This window comes from Rhodococcus sp. Ni2, from assembly GCF_021352185.1.
GTDB lineage: Bacteria > Actinomycetota > Actinomycetes > Mycobacteriales > Mycobacteriaceae > Rhodococcus_F > Rhodococcus_F qingshengii.
Genome location: NZ_WOXZ01000002.1, coordinates 604,003 through 620,056, shown reverse-complemented (window position 1 = coordinate 620,056; position 16,054 = coordinate 604,003). Strand labels below are relative to the sequence as shown.

General features: G+C 65.2%; 11 protein-coding genes and 1 pseudogene. 7 read left to right on the top strand and 5 right to left on the bottom strand.

Annotation, left to right across the window (positions count from 1 at the left end):
• Positions 1-95: 95 nt before the first annotated feature.
• Positions 96-695 carry a TetR/AcrR family transcriptional regulator gene (locus tag GN300_RS16395; protein ID WP_003945885.1) on the bottom strand — a complete coding sequence of 200 codons (600 nt, stop codon included), beginning with the start codon at positions 693-695 and terminating at the stop codon, positions 96-98.
• Between the two features lie 72 nt (positions 696-767).
• Complete coding sequence (locus GN300_RS16390) at positions 768-1,946, bottom strand: glycoside hydrolase family 3 N-terminal domain-containing protein (RefSeq protein WP_058039141.1); 1,179 nt, start codon at positions 1,944-1,946, stop codon at positions 768-770.
• Positions 1,947-2,047: 101 nt separating this feature from the next.
• Between GN300_RS16390 and GN300_RS16385 the strand changes: the two genes are divergently transcribed.
• The 4 genes from GN300_RS16385 to GN300_RS29910 all read left to right on the top strand — a co-directional run bounded on the left by GN300_RS16385 (position 2,048) and on the right by GN300_RS29910 (position 8,330).
• On the top strand, positions 2,048-2,515 hold the full coding sequence (locus GN300_RS16385) for a universal stress protein (protein WP_003945900.1): 468 nt from the start codon (positions 2,048-2,050) through the stop codon (positions 2,513-2,515).
• 45 nt (positions 2,516-2,560) lie between these two features.
• The gene (locus GN300_RS16380; RefSeq protein WP_063314951.1) at positions 2,561-3,649 is read left to right on the top strand and encodes an isochorismate synthase MenF; all 1,089 of its coding nucleotides are present in this window, start codon (positions 2,561-2,563) and stop codon (positions 3,647-3,649) included.
• Positions 3,650-3,778: 129 nt separating this feature from the next.
• Positions 3,779-3,952 (top strand): DUF2613 domain-containing protein, encoded by a 174-nt coding sequence (locus GN300_RS16375; protein WP_003945488.1) that lies wholly within the window; start codon positions 3,779-3,781, stop codon positions 3,950-3,952.
• A gap of 43 nt (positions 3,953-3,995) precedes the next feature.
• Positions 3,996-8,330, top strand: a complete 4,335-nt coding sequence (locus tag GN300_RS29910) for an alpha-(1->3)-arabinofuranosyltransferase (RefSeq protein ID WP_063314952.1) — start codon at positions 3,996-3,998, stop codon at positions 8,328-8,330.
• A gap of 23 nt (positions 8,331-8,353) precedes the next feature.
• On the opposite strand, the pseudogene GN300_RS16365 reads toward GN300_RS29910, so the two are convergent.
• Positions 8,354-9,403, bottom strand: a pseudogene (locus GN300_RS16365) (acyltransferase family protein); the annotation flags it as partial.
• Positions 9,404-9,619: 216 nt separating this feature from the next.
• On the opposite strand from GN300_RS16365, the gene GN300_RS16360 reads away from it, so the two are divergent.
• The gene (locus tag GN300_RS16360) at positions 9,620-10,753 is read left to right on the top strand and encodes a DUF3068 domain-containing protein (protein WP_007734539.1); all 1,134 of its coding nucleotides are present in this window, start codon (positions 9,620-9,622) and stop codon (positions 10,751-10,753) included.
• Between the two features lie 169 nt (positions 10,754-10,922).
• A complete protein-coding gene (locus GN300_RS16355; RefSeq protein ID WP_063314953.1) occupies positions 10,923-11,879 on the top strand; it encodes an ABC transporter substrate-binding protein in 957 nt (318 codons plus the stop codon).
• On the opposite strand, the gene GN300_RS16350 is transcribed toward GN300_RS16355, so the two are convergent.
• A complete protein-coding gene (locus GN300_RS16350) occupies positions 11,860-13,086 on the bottom strand; it encodes a lipopolysaccharide biosynthesis protein (protein WP_030534642.1) in 1,227 nt (408 codons plus the stop codon). The two genes, GN300_RS16355 and GN300_RS16350, sit on opposite strands and share 20 nt — an antisense overlap.
• 33 nt (positions 13,087-13,119) lie before the next feature.
• Here GN300_RS16350 and GN300_RS16345 point away from each other — a divergent pair, with 33 nt between their 5' ends.
• On the top strand, positions 13,120-14,859 hold the full coding sequence (locus GN300_RS16345; RefSeq protein ID WP_063314954.1) for a hypothetical protein: 1,740 nt from the start codon (positions 13,120-13,122) through the stop codon (positions 14,857-14,859).
• Here GN300_RS16345 and GN300_RS16340 read toward each other — a convergent pair.
• Positions 14,806-16,020: a glycosyltransferase family 4 protein gene (locus tag GN300_RS16340; RefSeq protein ID WP_063314955.1), complete on the bottom strand. Its 1,215-nt coding sequence runs from the start codon at positions 16,018-16,020 to the stop codon at positions 14,806-14,808. The genes GN300_RS16345 and GN300_RS16340 overlap by 54 nt on opposite strands.
• Positions 16,021-16,054: the final 34 nt, after the last annotated feature.

Genomic DNA, 16,054 nt, shown 5'->3' with positions numbered 1-16,054 from the left:
GTTTTGTCGGGTTCCCACCCGCCCCAATTGAGCGAACGTACCTTTCGGCGCCTTGGATGCGCTGAAAGGTACGTTCGCTCAGATTGGTTTGAGAGCTATTCGGACTTCTTCTTGCCCGACAGACCGCGCCACGCGAGGGATTCGAGTAGATCCGCTGCGGCATCCACTTCGATTTCCCCACCCGCGACCCGGTCGGCTACCGCCTCACCGGCGCCGACGAGCGCGATGGCGATGATCCCGTAATCATGCGCGGCATCAGGATCCTTGGTGCTGGACTCGAGCAGATGCGCGGTCAACTCGATCAACCGATCGCGGCTGGACTGCACGGTTCCCGCAAAAGCCTGCTGCCCGACGGCCTGACGGTAGAGCACCATCCACGACTTGCGGTTTGCGCCCACGAACCCGAGGAAGCCCTCGAGAGCGGCGCGCAATTGTTCACGCGGAGTCAGGTTCGGCGCGCCGGCCGGGGCGAGGGCCTCGAGGAAGCGGAGCCCTTCACGATGAATGCACGCCGCGAACAACTCTTCCTTCGAGCCGTAGTACAGGTACAGCATCGGCTTCGAGATCTCGGCTTTGGCTGCGATGGTGTCCATCGAAGTTTCGTGAAACCCCCTGTCGGAGAACACGTCCACAGCCGCGTCGAGCATCTGCTGCTCACGCACTGCGCGTGGCAGTCGCTTGGTACCGCCGGCCATGCTTCCTCCAACCACAGGGTAAATGCCGATCTTACTCTACGGTAAGATTGCGCGTCGAATCCTGACTTCGACTCAGCAGGTCACGGCACCTTTGGCAGCGGCAACTGTGACCACAGCCTGATCGACCCGCGTCTGCGGAAGCTCACCCGACGCGACGGCCTGCTCGAGATGATCGAGAACCCGCGGAACGTCGTCGGTGGTCAGCCACAATGCCTGATCGACTCCAGCCACCAGCGCAGCCTGAACCGCGTCGGCAATATCGTATCGGTCGGTGATCGCCTGCATTCCGCTGAGGTCGTCGGTGAATACCGGGCCAGTGAACGGCGCTGCGCCGTAACCCACTCCGTCGCGAAGCAACGCAACGGCTGCGGGGCTGATGCTGGCAGGGGTACCGGGCTCGGTCAGACCGGGAACCTCGAGGTGACCCATCATGACGCCGACTCCGGTTCCCGACAGCTCACGGAAGGGAATCAGGTCCGACGCGATCAGATCCTGTAGCGGCGGCGTTGTCACCTCACCCCGGTGCGAGTCACCCGACGCGCTGCCATGCCCGGGAAAGTGCTTGATCACCGGGAAGATTCCGGCGTCGCGCATCCCCTGCGCGTACGCACCGGCGTAGGCAACCACGGTCTGGGGGTCGTCGGAGTACGAGCGGTCCCCGATCACGGAGTCGTCGGGTTGGCTGCTGACGTCGACGTCGGGGGCGTAGTTGACGGTGATCCCGAGATCCTTCAAACCGCGTCCACGCTCGAGTGCCATCTGGTACGTCTGTTCCACTGTCATGGTCTGCGCCGTTTCCCTGGCCGACGGATCGGGCCCGAGGATGTCCGCGACGCGCGAAACCCGTCCACCTTCTTCGTCGATCGTCACCATCAACGGCAACTTCGACGCCGAAGCAACCTGCGGCACTTCGCGATTGGTGAGCATCGACTGATCGGTCCAACTTCCGACGAAGATACCGCCGATCTCCTCGTTCTGCACTATCGACAACGCGTCGTCGGTCCCGGTGACGCCGACGTTGAGCAGCTGGGCAAGTTTCTGACGCAAGGACAGCGAGGCTAGAAGGTCGCTACCGCACGATGCGGCGACGGGTGCGGAGCTCGATGCCGCAGGCGTCGACGTGATCTCGGTGCTGGTGCTGGTCGGGGCGCTCGAAACCGGATCGGCGGTCCCGTTTTCGCCCGAGCATCCCGCAACCAACCCTCCGCACAATGCAATGGTCGTCGCAGCCTTCAGAAACTTGATCCGCATACCTCGACCGTAACGGACCCGGTACCCATACACTCCCTCACGGGCACATCGGGACGGTAGCCTGGAAGAGAACCGATTCCCCCGCTGACGAGGAGGTCGTGATGCCACAAGGTCTGATGCTCATCGCGTACGACGGTTCCGACAACGCCAAGCGTGCAGTCGACTATGCGGGGCGTTTCCTCTCCGCCAATCGTGCTGTTCTCGTCACTGCCTGGGAGCCCATGGTTCGCCAGGCCGCTCGCATGTCCGGCCTGTCCGGGGTGATGCAACCGGAGTGGGTTCCCGACGACGACGTCGAGGACATCGCCTACACCGACGCCAAAGTCACCCTCGCCGAGGGCGTCGCACTGGCCGAGGCCGCAGGCCTGACCGTCGAAGGCAGAAGCGCCGAGTGCCGATCCGCGATCTGGTCTGCAATCTGCGAAACCGCAGACGAATTGGACGTCGACATCATCGTGACCGGCACCCGTGGCACCACGGGTTTGCGGTCGCTACTGCAGAGCAGCGTCGCGGATCATGTTCTGCGTCACAGTCATCGGCCGGTGTTGATCGTCCCTCCGGGGAAGTGACCTTCGCGCATTCCTGATCCGTGGCCGACTAGTGTCGAAAGCACCATGGACGGTTTTGTTCTCTCGCGCCCCGATCACAGCGTGGTCACCCGCGGCGTACGACGCAGCTTCGACAGCTCCGACGCGGCCACCAACGCTCTGTCGGCAGGTACGACAAAGCTGATCGTCGGAGCGCTCCCCTTCGACCCGGCTGCCGCAACGGCGTTGTACGAACCTGCCGAGGCGACGATCGCGTCGCGGCCGTGGCAACCGCGCGATCCCCAGGCCCTGCCCACGACCCGGGTTGACCGGGAGATCCCGTCGTCGTCGGAGCATCTTCGTCGAGTGGAAAAGTTGATCGGACGCCTCCGCAGTGGAGAGATCGACAAGGTTGTCGCGGCTCGCACTGTGGAACTTCGCACGCAGACCCCGATCTCCCCAACCGCGCTCGCCGCACGCATGGCGGCGCTCAATCCCGTCGCCAACACCTTTGCCGTCGACCTCTCTGCTGCGGGAGCCGAATTCGCGGGCCACAGCCTGGTCGGCGCGACGCCCGAAGTATTGGTCAGTCGACGCGGGCGCGTCGTGACGTGTCGCCCGTTGGCCGGGACCACCAAGCGATCCGCCGACGCCGATCAAGACCGCGAGGCAGGCGAAAGCCTTCTGCATTCGACGAAGAATCTGGCCGAGCACGCCTTCGTGACGTCGTGGATCCGCGAGGTCCTGCAACCGATGTGCAGTGATCTGTCGGTGCCGGCAACTCCCGAACTGACCAATACTCACGAGGTCTGGCACTTGGCCAGCCCGATCCGCGGCTCGCTGCGAAACGACACTACTGCGCTCGACCTCGCCATCGCGCTGCATCCGACGCCCGCGCTGTGCGGAACACCCACTGACGCGGCACTGAAGGTCATCCGCGAGACCGAGGAACCTCGGCGTTTCTACGGCGGCGCCGTGGGATGGTGCGACGAGGCCGGTGACGGCGATTGGGTGGTTGCCATCCGCTGCGCCGAGATCGGTGCAGACGGCTTCACTGCCTGGGCCAGCGCGGGTGGCGGAATCGTCGCCGAATCGGATCCGCAGGACGAACTCGACGAGACGTCCACGAAACTGCGCACTCTGTTGACCGCGCTTGGTGCCGAAACCCTCGACTGACCAGCACGTCACGAGGGTAATCGTCCGGATTCTCGAGTGCGGGTGATACCTTGACCCGAGCAGTTCGTACGGGCCGGTAAGTCCGTCCGACCGCGAACGACCGACTAACGACCAATTGGGAGATCCGCGATGACGAAGTTCCTTGTCCCCGGTGTGGCCAGCGCTGTCATCGGTGCCGTTCTGGGTGCCGGCGTCATCTTCGGTGTCACGGCCGCCGCGTCGGACAACACTCGTCCCGAGATCGACCGCAGCGGAAACGCAGATTCTTCCGTGCTGAACCAGGTTGAGTACGGCAGCCGCTGAGAGCGCAGGCCTCGCGAGTTCCCGTTCTTCCGCCGACGCAGCGGTGTCTTCGGTAGACACCGCCCCGTCGGCAGAGCCCCTGTCGAAGCGGTGGCTGTTCGGCGCCTCCGTCGTAGCGTTTCTTCTCTCTTTCCTGCAATCGCCGGGTCTGATCACCGCTGACACCAAGTACGACCTGACGCAGAATCCGTTCGGTTTTCTCGAACGCGCCTCGCATCAGTGGAGTAGTCAGGCCCCGCTCGGCCAGGTTCAGAACCAGGCCTACGGATATTTCTTTCCGCACGGGCCGTTCTTCGCGCTCGGCGAGTTGGCGAACGTTCCGCCGTGGGTCACCCAGCGCATCTGGTGGGCGCTGCTTCTGATCGCGGGTTTCTGGGGCATCATCCGCGTTGCCGAGGCTCTCGGTATCGGCAGCCGTAGTTCGCGCGTCATCGCAGCGGTTGCCTTTGTTCTTTCTCCCCGCGTGCTGACCACGCTCGGTTCGATTTCCTCGGAAACCCTTCCGATGATGTTGGCGCCGTGGGTGTTGTTGCCGGTGGTTTTGGCCTTCGGCCCTGTGCGTGGAAAAGGAGTCCCTGGACTCCCTGACCACTCACGGGGGTTGAGGCGGTTGGCCGCACAATCCGCACTTGCCGTCGCACTCATGGGTTCGATCAACGCCGTCGCCACCGCCGCGGCCTGCCTGGTCGCGATCATCTGGTGGCTCTCGCACAAACCCAACCGAACATGGCTGACGTTCACCGCGTGGTGGGCGCTGTTCGTCGCTCTCGGCACCCTCTGGTGGATCGTGCCGCTACTTCTGCTCGGCAAGATCAGCCCACCGTTTCTCGACTACATCGAGTCCGCCGGTGTCACCACTCAGTGGGCATCGCTCGCCGAGATACTTCGCGGCACGGACAGTTGGACCCCGTTCGTCTCCCCCGAACGCATTGCCGGCGCCGTCCTGGTCACCCAACCCGCAGCAGTCGTCGCCACCGGCCTGGTTGCCGCCGCCGGCCTCGCCGGGCTCTGCATGCGGTCCATGCCTGCTCGCGGCCGGCTGACGCTCATCCTGTTCGTCGGTATCACCGGCCTGGCCGCGGGTTACGTGGGTGAACTCAGCTCGCCGGTGTCGGAGTCGGTGCGCCTGTTCCTCGACTCGGCAGGCGCGCCGCTGCGCAACGTCCACAAGCTCGAGCCGTTGGTCCGTCTGCCGCTGGTGCTCGGACTCGCACACCTGCTGGCCAAAGTGCCGCTGCCGGGATCAGTTCCACTCGCCCGATGGCGGCGTGCGTTCGCCCATCCCGAGCGCGAACCGATGGTCGCACTGACCAGCCTGATCCTCGTTGCCCTCACCCTCTCGACCGCCTTGGCCTGGACGGGAAAGCTCGCTCCCCGCGGTGCGTATCCGGACGTCCCCTCGTACTGGAACGAAGCAGCGCAGTGGCTCGAGGACAACACCTCCCCCGGATCGGAAGCCGAACGTGCCCTGGTCGTCCCGGGAGCGCCCTTCGGCAGCCAAGTCTGGGGTCTGACGCGCGACGAACCGCTTCAGGCGTTGGCGAGTACGCCGTGGGCAGTACGTGACTCGGTCCCCCTGACCCCTCCCGGCGCCATCCGAGCGCTCGATTCGGTGCAACGTCTCATCGCCGACGGACGTCCGTCGGACGGCCTCGCACAGACCTTGCTGGGGCAGGGCATCCACTACCTGGTGATGCGCAACGACCTCGACGGCGAAACGTCGCGCTCGGCCAGACCGATACTCGTGCACCAGGCGGTCGAAGGCTCGCCGGGGATCAAGAGAGTCGCCCACTTCGGTGAAGACGACAGCCCCGAACCGATCGAAGGGCTGGTCGCGGACAGCGATCTGCGGCCCGGTTACCCAGCCATCGAGATCTTCGAGGTCACCCCGCCCGACGGCACCACGGCGGTCAGCGGCCCGTACTCCGTCGACCTGAACCAGGTTCCGCGTGTACAAGGTGGGCCGGAATCGTCTGTGCGACTTCACGAAAGCGGGCTGGTTCCGGGGACCGGGCCGATGATTCTTGCCGCCGACGCCGAAGCTGCGGGACTGCCCGTCGATTCGGTCACCGTCACCGACACACCGCGCGATCGAGAAACCGATTTCGGTCAGGTCGACAACCACAGTTCCGCCCTGCGCACCCCCGACGACGCTCGTCGTACCTACAATCTGGTGCCCGACTACCCGGTTGCGAACACGCCTCTCGTGGAAGGCCGTTGGAGCGGAGCTTCGATCACCGTCTCCAGCGCCGCCTCGGATGCCACCCAGCTGGGCGGCACTTCACCGTCGAGCAGTCCCGCGTCGACGGTCGACGGCGATCCCGCCACCGGCTGGTTCAGCAACGGCATCGAACGAGCCCTGGGCCAGTGGTTGCAGATCGACTTCGACACACCGATTTCCAGCGGGTTGCTTCATCTGACCACCAGTGCCGCGGCAATCGGTGCTCCCGTCAAATGGCTCGAGGTCTCGACACCGAACGGCAGCACAGCGGTGAAGGTGGAGCGTCCCGGTGAGCCCATCACCGTCTCGATCCCGGGCGGCACCACTCCGTGGGTACGCATCACAGCGACTCACACCGAAAACGGATCGCCTGGAACACAGTTCGGCATCAGCGAACTCTCCGTCGAAGACTTCTCCGATCGCAGCGCACCGAAGACCGTACCGATCCGTTTCGACACGGTCCTGCCGAATACGCCGACGGGCGCATCCGTGAACGCCTGGAATCTGAGCCAGGAGTTCCCCGGTCGCAACGCGTGCGCGGACTCGACCGACCGCGTGCGGTGCAGCAATGCATTAATGGCGATACCCGAAGAGCCGAGCCGTTTCCAACGCACACTCACGGTGCCCGAAAATACAGTCGTTGCACCGACACTGACCGTCCGGGCGCGTCAGGGCAACGCCCTCGAAGATCTGCTTTCCGTCCCCGGCCGAATCACGGCTTCGGGTTCGAGCGACATCGGCGACACACGCGGATCTGCCTTCGCTGCCACCGACGGCGACGCACGCACCACGTGGTCGGCGCCGCAGAGCACCACCGAACCGGGCGGCCCGAAACCGACGCTGACTCTCAATCTTCCCGAGCCGACCCTGGTCACCGGCCTGGACATCACGCGGGGACTCGGCACCCTGCCGTCGCTGCCGACCAGCGTCGCGGTGAATCTCGGCAACGGGCCGCAGGTGCGAGAGCTGCCCGAACCCTCGGACGATACGCCTCGAACCATTCGAATTGCCCTCTCCCCCTTCGTCACCGACAAGATCGTCCTGAGCATCACCGATTGGGAACCGGTCCTCGATCAGACGGCGCTCGGCTTCGCCCAGGCGCAGCCCACCGGCCTCGCCGAGGTCGGCGTCATCGGTGCCGACGGAACCCCGATCGCCGGTTCGGGAGTGCAGGGCTCGGACTCATTCGACAACCGCACCGTCACCGTCACCTGTGGCGATGGCCCGACCATTTCGGTTGCCGGACAGCAATTCCCCACCTCGATCACGGCGACGGCGACGCAACTTCGGACCGGCGCACCCGTCGAGGCACGTGTGTGCGGTCTGGACGCTTCGGCGACTTTGCCGGCGGGACAGCCTGAAGTGGTCGTCGAACCAGGCCCCGCATTCTCGGTCGACAATCTCGACCTGACGGCGGTCGGTCCTTCAGCCGCGCAGCGGAATACACCGCTCGAATCGACCGCGTGGACGGCGAATCACCGCGAACTCACCGTCACGAACTCGTCCATCGATCAGCTGATCGTCAATCCCGAGAGCACCAGCATCGGTTGGATCGCCACCGCGCCGGACGGTTCCGAGCTGACGCCGGTGGTCGTGAACGGTTGGCAGCAGGGCTGGATCGTGCCGGCAGGCACCGCGGGAACCGTCACCATCGACTTCCCCAGCGACCGTTGGTACCGCCTCGGCATATTCGGCGGGCTCGTGTTGCTGATCCCGCTGCTGTTCGCGGCACTTGTCCCTACGCGCCGAGAGCCCAAGTCCCTCACACCACCCCGTCCGTGGCGCAGCGTCGCGGCAGGATGGGTGGGCGTGCTCGCGGCGGCCACCGTCATCGGCGGCGGAGTGGGAGCGGCGATCGCAGTTGTGTGCTCGATCCTCGGACTTGCCGCGCTGCGAATCTTCGGCCCGGCTCGGACCGCACGCATTCTCGTCGGCACCGCCGGCGTGGCCGCGATGATCGGCATCACGCTGCTCTCGACCGGACCGTGGCGAGCACCGGGCGGCTATGTGGGCGACTCGTTCGCGATTCAGTTCTCGATGTTGGTGGCCTTGGTCGTGACCGGGTTGGCCGCGTTGCCCTTTGCCGGTTCACCGATATGGCGGCGCTTCTCCCAGCGCGTCACGGCGACGCGCGCCGGTTCCTCCACCAAGGCGTAACTGGCCGAGGCCACAGCGACGCTCAGGACGACCGTCAACGCCAGGACGTAGAAGAAGCTGCCCGAGAACGGAACTATGCCGAACACGGGGAACACAGCGTTCAGTACGGCCAGGTGCCAGATGAACAGGCCGTAGGACCAGCGTCCGATTGCCAACGCCAGCGGGCTCGCCAGGAATCGATGCTGCGATTGATCGCGCAACACCAATGGCGCGATCAACGAAAAACTGATGATCGCGCCGAGTGCAATCTTGATCGCGTACTGCCACGGCTCCGGCCGCACCAGACCTTCGGGCCCGGCCAGATCGGTGCACGAGAGAACGAAGGCCACAAACGCAACAAAAGTCAGGAGCACCCGCCGGTGCGCGAGGCGATGCATCCACGTCGACGGGCCCACGGCCAGCTCGGCCAGCACCATGCCGGCGCCGAACCACGGCAGGTAGCCCGGCAGCCAGTTGTCGTGGTGAATGGCGTCCGGAGTCGGGATCGGAATGAAAGCCCACGTCAGCGCCAACACCGACACCCCGAGCAGAAGCGGTAGCCGGAACCGGGCCGAGTTTCCGCGTAGTCGCACCATCAGATACGCGAACAGCGGCAGTAGTACATAGAACGCAACCTCGACCGACAGGCTCCACATCTGCGTGAGGCCCTCGGTGAGTGTCAACGGCACGAACACCTGCGCCAACCCCAGATTCGCCAACCACACTTGGTAGCCCCCGCCGGCACCGGGCAGGAACAGCAGGATCAGGACCACCGCCACCCAGTACGCCGGCAGAATGCGCGTCGCGCGGGAGATCCAGTACCGGACGGTCGACTGCGGCTGCCCGATTCCGCGGGCCTTTGCCGCGTGGGGGCGCCACAGGAGAAATCCGGACAAGGCAAAGAACACCGCTACGGCGAGATCGAGTCGACCGAACGCGCGCCCGATCGCGCCGGACTGCGCTTCACCGGTTTGGAACGCGACATGGGTGACGAGGACACCGAGCGCCGCCAATCCACGCATACCGTCCAAAGCCGGAACGAAGCCCCGAGCCTGTGGCGGGACCGTCTGAGGGGAATTCGTGGAACTGATCATCACGGATAAGTGTGCACCCCAGGCCGATTGAGGGAAACCACCAGGGACTCACAACAAAATGCCTGGCCAATTCATGCCCTCATGCGACAAACCGGGCCGGTGGACTGTTAGTGTTCTGCCACACATGGTGTCCATCGGGGGCCCCATGCGATCTGCGCAGCTCATATTGTGCCGGTTGGGGAACCTCGAAAGACTTAACGGGTTAGGAGTCACAGCATGGCGGAACGCTCAGGGCCGAGCCGGATACTTCCTTGCATTCTGGTGGGCCTCGGTGCCTTCCTTTTGGCCATCGCCATCCTCATTCCTACCTACACGGTAGGCAAGCTGGAGAAGACGCCACTCGACCTCGAGGTGACCACCGTCGCCACAGGCACCGGTAGCGTCCTCAACTCGGCGGCCCTCCTCGGCGGAAAGGCACAGGTCGACACCAACGTGCCGATCGTCGCTCAGCGCTACGTCACCACGCAGGACCCGTCCGACGCCGACATCATCACCGTCGAAGCCGGCCAGACCGTCCGTCGTACCGACAAGCAGGGCGACACCGGACTGCTGACCGCAACCCTGGACCGCGTCACGCTCGATCGCGTCAGCTCGATGCCGACCAACGATCCGGTCGGAACCGTCCAGACGTCCAGCGACCAGCCCGCCGAAGAAGTTTCCCGCGACGGTCTGCAGTACAAGTTCCCGTTCAACACGGAACAGAAGAGCTACCCCTACTTCGACCTGAACGCTCGCGCCACGAAGGACATCGACTTCGTCGAAGAGACCGAGATCAACGGTCTGAAGGTGTACCACTTCCAGCAGACGATCGATCCCGTCGACCTGTCGAAGGTCGTCAACTCCCCCACCAACAAGCTGAGCCTGCCCGCCGACACCTGGGGCGTTCCCGGTGGCGCTACTCCGATCACGATGACGCGTTGGTACACCAACGTCCGTGACCTGTGGGTCGAGCCCAAGACCGGCGTCGTCGTCAAGGGCCAGGAGCAGTTGCACCAGTACTACGGACGCAACAAGGACTCGGTCGACGTCGAGGTTCTCAAGGTCACGCTGCCCTTCGACGAAGCAACCATCGAGTACCAGGTCCAGCAGGCACGTGACGGCATGGACAAGCTCTCGCTGTTCGGCCGCACAGTCCCGATCGTGGCAGGTGTCCTCGGTGTCATCGCGCTGATCGCCGGTATCTTCCTCGGCATTCGCGGCGGCAAGGGCGGAACTCCGGCCCGCGCTGCACACGGCGGAACGAACCAGAATCCCAGCGGCCAGGGCTCGCCCGAGCCGGCTCCGGGTGAGCACGACTGGACCTCGGACGACACTCAGGTGATTCCGCGTCCGGATCTGCGCAAGGACTGATTCAGACAGTAAGCAGAGCGCCCCTTCCACACGGAAGGGGCGCTCTGCTGCGTTTCGGGGCTTTGTTGCCGGATCGGCGTACGGATTGGCGCAACGGGTCGTTCCCTCCGCGTGGTTGCGGGCTTAGCGTTTTCTGGAAGTCCAGACCACCCCGAACACGAGGAGCCACATGCCCGCATCAACAGTTCTGGGTTCGCACATCTGTGTCAGCGATCTGACGCGACGGAGATTTGTTGTCGGCACGGCTGCATTCTCCGGGCTGTTCGCCGCCGGTTGCGCGAGGTCCGCCGGTACCGAGGGCGATTCGGCCGGGATGCGCACGGTCACGACCTCGCTCGGAACCTACGACATTCCGGTGACACCGAAACGCGTCGTCGCCATCGACTCCAGACTCGACCTCGAACCAGCCGTTGCGATGGGCCTGCCGGTCATCGCGTACAGCTTCGACGCCGCCGAGCCGTGGGTTCCGGCCGATCCCACGGCACAGGTGTTCGAGGCACCGGTCAACGTCGAGGCAATTCTCGCGCTGGAACCGGACCTGATCATCTGCACCGACATCGGTGAGGCCTCCGACATGTGGCCGCTACAGCAGTTGAGCCAGACAGCGCCTGTGCTTCCGATGGACTTCACGCGTCCGTGGCGCGAGAACATCGATCAGCTGGCGAGTTGGCTGAATCGCACCGAGAACCCCGACGTCCGTCAGGTCATCGGAGCGTACGAGGACAAGGCAGCCGGATTGAAGGAACGTCACGCCCCGAGCTTGGCGAGCAAGCAGATCGTGCTGCTGAACTACGTGAATCAGAAGGTCAACGGCGTCAACCGCAAGGGCATCTCCACGCAGGTGGCCGAAGACCTCGGCGTCCAGCTCCAGTGGCCGGTCGAGGGACAGAAGGAGATCTCTACCGAAAACCTGGTGACTTCCCTCGACTCGGCTGACGGAATGATCGTCACCACCGCGCCCGGCGTGGATCCCGTCAGCGACGACCGCGCGATGTGGAACCGTATCCGCGCAGTACAAGGCGACAACGTCGTCTACACGGGCGGGAACATCAACTACGGATCCGTCTACACCGCGATGCGTACGCTCGACTACTTCGACGATTTGTTCACGCGTCTGGAGAACTGACGTCGCTGTGAGGTGCCGGCCGGGCGCGGTCGGCACTTCGCACTGCGGCGACGGACACCGCCAAGGCCGTCGTCGACGCAACCACCACGGCGACGCCAATCAACTCTCCCGGCGTCTTCGCCCACACCAGCATGACCGTCGCCTCCACAACCAGTCCTGCCCACGCCAGAAGGGCCACTCGCGTGCGTTCTGACGCGATTGCGGACAGCAAGGCACCCTGGAGTACCGCTAGCGCTGCACCGTGCAGGGCGAAGGCCCACAGCATCGGAGCCACGGCGGCGTACGCGTCGCCCACGAGCATCGGCACCAGCGGGCCGGCAACCGCCGCCCCCAGAACCAACACGGCGCCGATACCGACGAGCACCGCCAACGCCGAGCGAACCGCTTGCGCCGAGTGCGCCGGATTCGCCATCTTCGGGTACAGCACGACGCCCACTGCCTGTGGCAGCCAGAACGCCACCTTCGTCGCGACGGCGCCGAGTGCGTAGACACCGGCGTCGTACTCACTGAGGACGACGCGGACGATCAGCAGGTCCAGCGAAGACAACGCGATCAACGCAAGCTGGACTTGTGACGCCGCGAGCACGGAGACGACGCCGATACGCACCGGACGGTCCTCGCTCACCGAGACGGTTCGGTCGACCACTCGAACTATCGCCACCAGCAACGCAGTTCCGGCCGCGCCGGCGACCAATGCCGCGCCTGCTCCGCCACCGAAAGCCAGAACGATCACTGCCGGAAGGACTTTCATCACCCCGGCTCCGGCCAGCACGGCACTGAGAGTGCCGAACCGACCGTGACCCTGCAACAACCCCTGCTCCGTTGCCAGTAGAACCAACATGGGCGCAGTCACCAATGCCGAGAACGACGCCACGATTCCGGTGTCGAGCAGCCACGCCATCGCCGGAGCGAGCGCCACCGCGAGGACGGCGACGATCGCGGTGCATCGATACCCCAACGACCGCAACGCATCTGTGCTCTTGCCACGCACCGCCTCGCGGGCGACCACCGTCTGCAACGCCAAAGCCGGAACCGCAAGTACCAACTGGGCGGCAAGCAGACTCGCGAACTCGCCGTAGCCGACCGGACCCAACCATCGGCTGGCCAACCATGCCAACAGGTACGACGCGACATTGGCCGTCATCGATCCCACCAAAACCATGCCGACCCCGGCCGCGGCGGCGCGATCGAGTGGTTGGCGAGGCATGGCAGTAATGATGCACCACGTATCGTGCGCGTCATGACAGTGCAAGCCGGATACCGCCGTTACCTGCCTGCGGCGTACAGCCTGGCGCTGGCACTGTTGATCCTCGGACCGCTGCTCGGCCCCGGCTACCTCCTGCTGCGCGACGCCGTCAGCACGCCGCGCTCGTACTTGACCGACTCCGCCCTCGGACTCACCGACGCCGCGGCCCGCGCCGTTCCCCAGGACGCGCTGATCGCAGCGTTGAGCACCGTGATCGACGGCGGACTGGTGGTCAAGTTCATCCTGCTCGTGGCGCTCTGGCTCGCCGGTTGGGGTGCGGCGCGCATGGTCGCCGTCCTGCTGCCGACGGCCGGTCTCGGTCCACAACTGGTCGCGTCGACGGTGATGCTCTGGAACCCCTACGTGGCCGAGCGCCTGTTGCAAGGACATTGGAGCCTGCTGACCGGTTATGCCGCACTGCCGTGGATCGTGTGTGCCGGAATCGGAGTTCGCCGAGCCACGCCCGGGTCCTGGTGGGCGTTGGCCGCGTCACTGGCATTCGCGGGCCTGACACCTACCGGCGCTCTACTCGCTCTGACGGCCGCACTGGTGGTAGTTGCCACCCCCGGAGGCCGAACCTCGGCCATGCGGCGTGTCTGCGGCGCTATCGGGCTGTTCCTCGTCGCCGCCTCGCCGTGGTTGGTCGCCACCTTCGTATCCGGAGCAGCAGGCGACGGTTCCGATCCGGCGGGAGTCGCCGCCTTTGCCGCCCGAGCAGAACCGGGACTCGCGACGCTCGGCAGCCTCGCCGGTCTCGGCGGTATCTGGAACTCGGCAGCGGTACCGTCCACGCGCACAACACTCTTCGCATTGGTGGGAACAGTTCTTCTGCTTGTCGTGGTGTTCGCCGGTATGCCCGCTCTGTGGCGCCGACGCCGGAATCCTGTTGTCAGTGGACTCGGACTGCTGGCCCTGTTCGCGGTGCTGGGTCCGACCATGGGCGCTACCCCGTGGGGTCTCGACGCCGGCCGATGGTCGGTCGAGGTGTTCACCGGCACCGGTCTACTGCGTGACGCGCAGAAGTGGGTCGCGCTGGCCGTCCCGTTCTACGCACTTGCTGCGGCCGCCGCGGTGATGTGGGCAGGCAATCGGTTCTCCCTCCCCCGCCCGGCATTCTCGGTTGCCGCCGTCGTGGTGACGATCGTGGCACTGCCGGATCTGGTGTGGGGTGTCGGCGGCGCGTTGAAGCCCGTGCACTACCCCGGGTCCTGGACCGTGGTGACCGAGCAACTGCGAGACGAAACCGGTGACGTTGCAGTGCTTCCCGCCGGAATGTTCCGCGCGTTCCCCTACAGCGGTGATGCGCCGGTACTCGACCCTGCACCACGCTTCCTGCCCCTCGACGTTCTGCAGACCGGCCAACTGGTGGTTGCCGGTGGTGCTGTCGGCGGCGAGGGGACTCGGGCAACTCGGGTCGAGGACCTACTGCTGGCCGGCGGAAGTCCTACGCAGTTGGCCGATCTCGGAGTCGGATGGGTACTGATCGAGCGCGGGACACCAGGTCAACTCGGCAACTCGGCAACCACGCTCGACGGCTTGGAACAGGTCTTTGCCGACAACGATCTCGAGCTCTACCGGGTACCGGGAGATGTTGCCGCGCACGAAGCCTCGACCGGCGCCCGAACGGCCGTCATAGTTGCGCATCTCGCCTGGATACTGATGGGCGTGATCGCGCTGATCTCAGTCGGACTGAACCAGAACCGAATTCGACTCGCGAGGCGCGGCCAGTCCTGAGACCCACCGACCGTCCTTGTGCGCGGTCAGCACCTCGAGCACTCCGGTGCCGGTCTGCTCCCAGGAGAACTCACCGGACCACACCCGAGCTTTCTCACCGAGCACCATGCGAAGTTCGTGGTCGCGGAGCAGAGTGCCGGCAGCCTGCGTCAGATCGGCGATGTCGCCGTCACCGGCATTCTCGCCCCCGACCAGAAGGCCCGTCACTCCGTCGACGATCGAGTCGGTCAGACCCTTCGAACTGCGGTAACCGATCGTCGGAACACCGTGCTGCGCAGCCTCGATGACCGCCAGGCCCCACCCTTCCTTCCGCGAAGGCATGAGGTGGATCCACGATTGCGCCAGCAGTTCGTGTTTGCGAGCCTCGTCGACGTGGCCGTAGAACGAGACGGCGTCACCGATCCCCAACTCGGCGGCGCGATCGCGCAGGTTCTGCTCCCACCAACCACCACCGATGACGTCGAGATGGATGTCCGGAAGCGTCGGCCGCAGGGCTGCGACCGCTTCGAGTGCGTCCTCGATCTGCTTGTGCGGCACCAGCCGTGAGAGAACCGAGATGGTGGGACGCTCGGCCCTGGTGATCGATCCGCCCGCGTCGACGCCGACGGGGAGCCGATCGGCACCGTTACGCACCACGGCAATTCGTTCGCGCTCGACACCGAGGTCCACCAATTCTTCCGCTGAGGGAAGCGACACCGTCAGATACTGACTACGTCGATGGGTGCGCGGTGACAATCGCGATTCGACCCACCAGCCGATCCGGCCGACGAGCTTGCCTGCCACCGGCCACTGTTCGCGATGGCAGTGATGGACCAGAAGCGTGACCGGTGCACCCGCCACGGCCTTCGAGAAGAAGGGGATGCCGTTCTGGGTGTCGATCACCGCGTCGGGGCGGATGCCCTTGAGCGATCCGAAACCCAGACGTCCGGCGGCAATGGCGGCCAGAGCGCGGGGGTACACGCTGAAACGTCCACCGGCCCGGCTGATCGTGATGCCGTCTCGAACCTCCGACGCGGGCGCCCCGGGATACGACGCCGTCCGCAGCGTCACCTTGATACCGCGCTCGGCCAACTGGGATCCGACCTGCTCGAGGTAACGCTCGCTTCCACCGCCCTGGGGATGCCCGGTATCGCGCCAGCAGAGCAACAGAACCTCGCGCACGTGCGTTACTCCCTGAGTTGGTCGGTGGCCACCC

What these genes read in the sequence shown, in the direction of transcription:
- GN300_RS16355 (WP_063314953.1), top strand. Translation starts at nt 10,923, where the DNA reads ATGCCCGCATCAACAGTTCTGGGTTCGCACATCTGTGTCAGCGATCTG.
- GN300_RS16390 (WP_058039141.1), bottom strand. Translation starts at nt 1,946, where the DNA reads ATGCGGATCAAGTTTCTGAAGGCTGCGACGACCATTGCATTGTGCGGA.
- GN300_RS16345 (WP_063314954.1), top strand. Translation starts at nt 13,120, where the DNA reads ATGACAGTGCAAGCCGGATACCGCCGTTACCTGCCTGCGGCGTACAGC.
- GN300_RS16350 (WP_030534642.1), bottom strand. Translation starts at nt 13,086, where the DNA reads ATGCCTCGCCAACCACTCGATCGCGCCGCCGCGGCCGGGGTCGGCATG.
- GN300_RS16380 (WP_063314951.1), top strand. Translation starts at nt 2,561, where the DNA reads ATGGACGGTTTTGTTCTCTCGCGCCCCGATCACAGCGTGGTCACCCGC.
- GN300_RS16395 (WP_003945885.1), bottom strand. Translation starts at nt 695, where the DNA reads ATGGCCGGCGGTACCAAGCGACTGCCACGCGCAGTGCGTGAGCAGCAG.
- GN300_RS16360 (WP_007734539.1), top strand. Translation starts at nt 9,620, where the DNA reads ATGGCGGAACGCTCAGGGCCGAGCCGGATACTTCCTTGCATTCTGGTG.
- GN300_RS16385 (WP_003945900.1), top strand. Translation starts at nt 2,048, where the DNA reads ATGCCACAAGGTCTGATGCTCATCGCGTACGACGGTTCCGACAACGCC.
- GN300_RS16375 (WP_003945488.1), top strand. Translation starts at nt 3,779, where the DNA reads ATGACGAAGTTCCTTGTCCCCGGTGTGGCCAGCGCTGTCATCGGTGCC.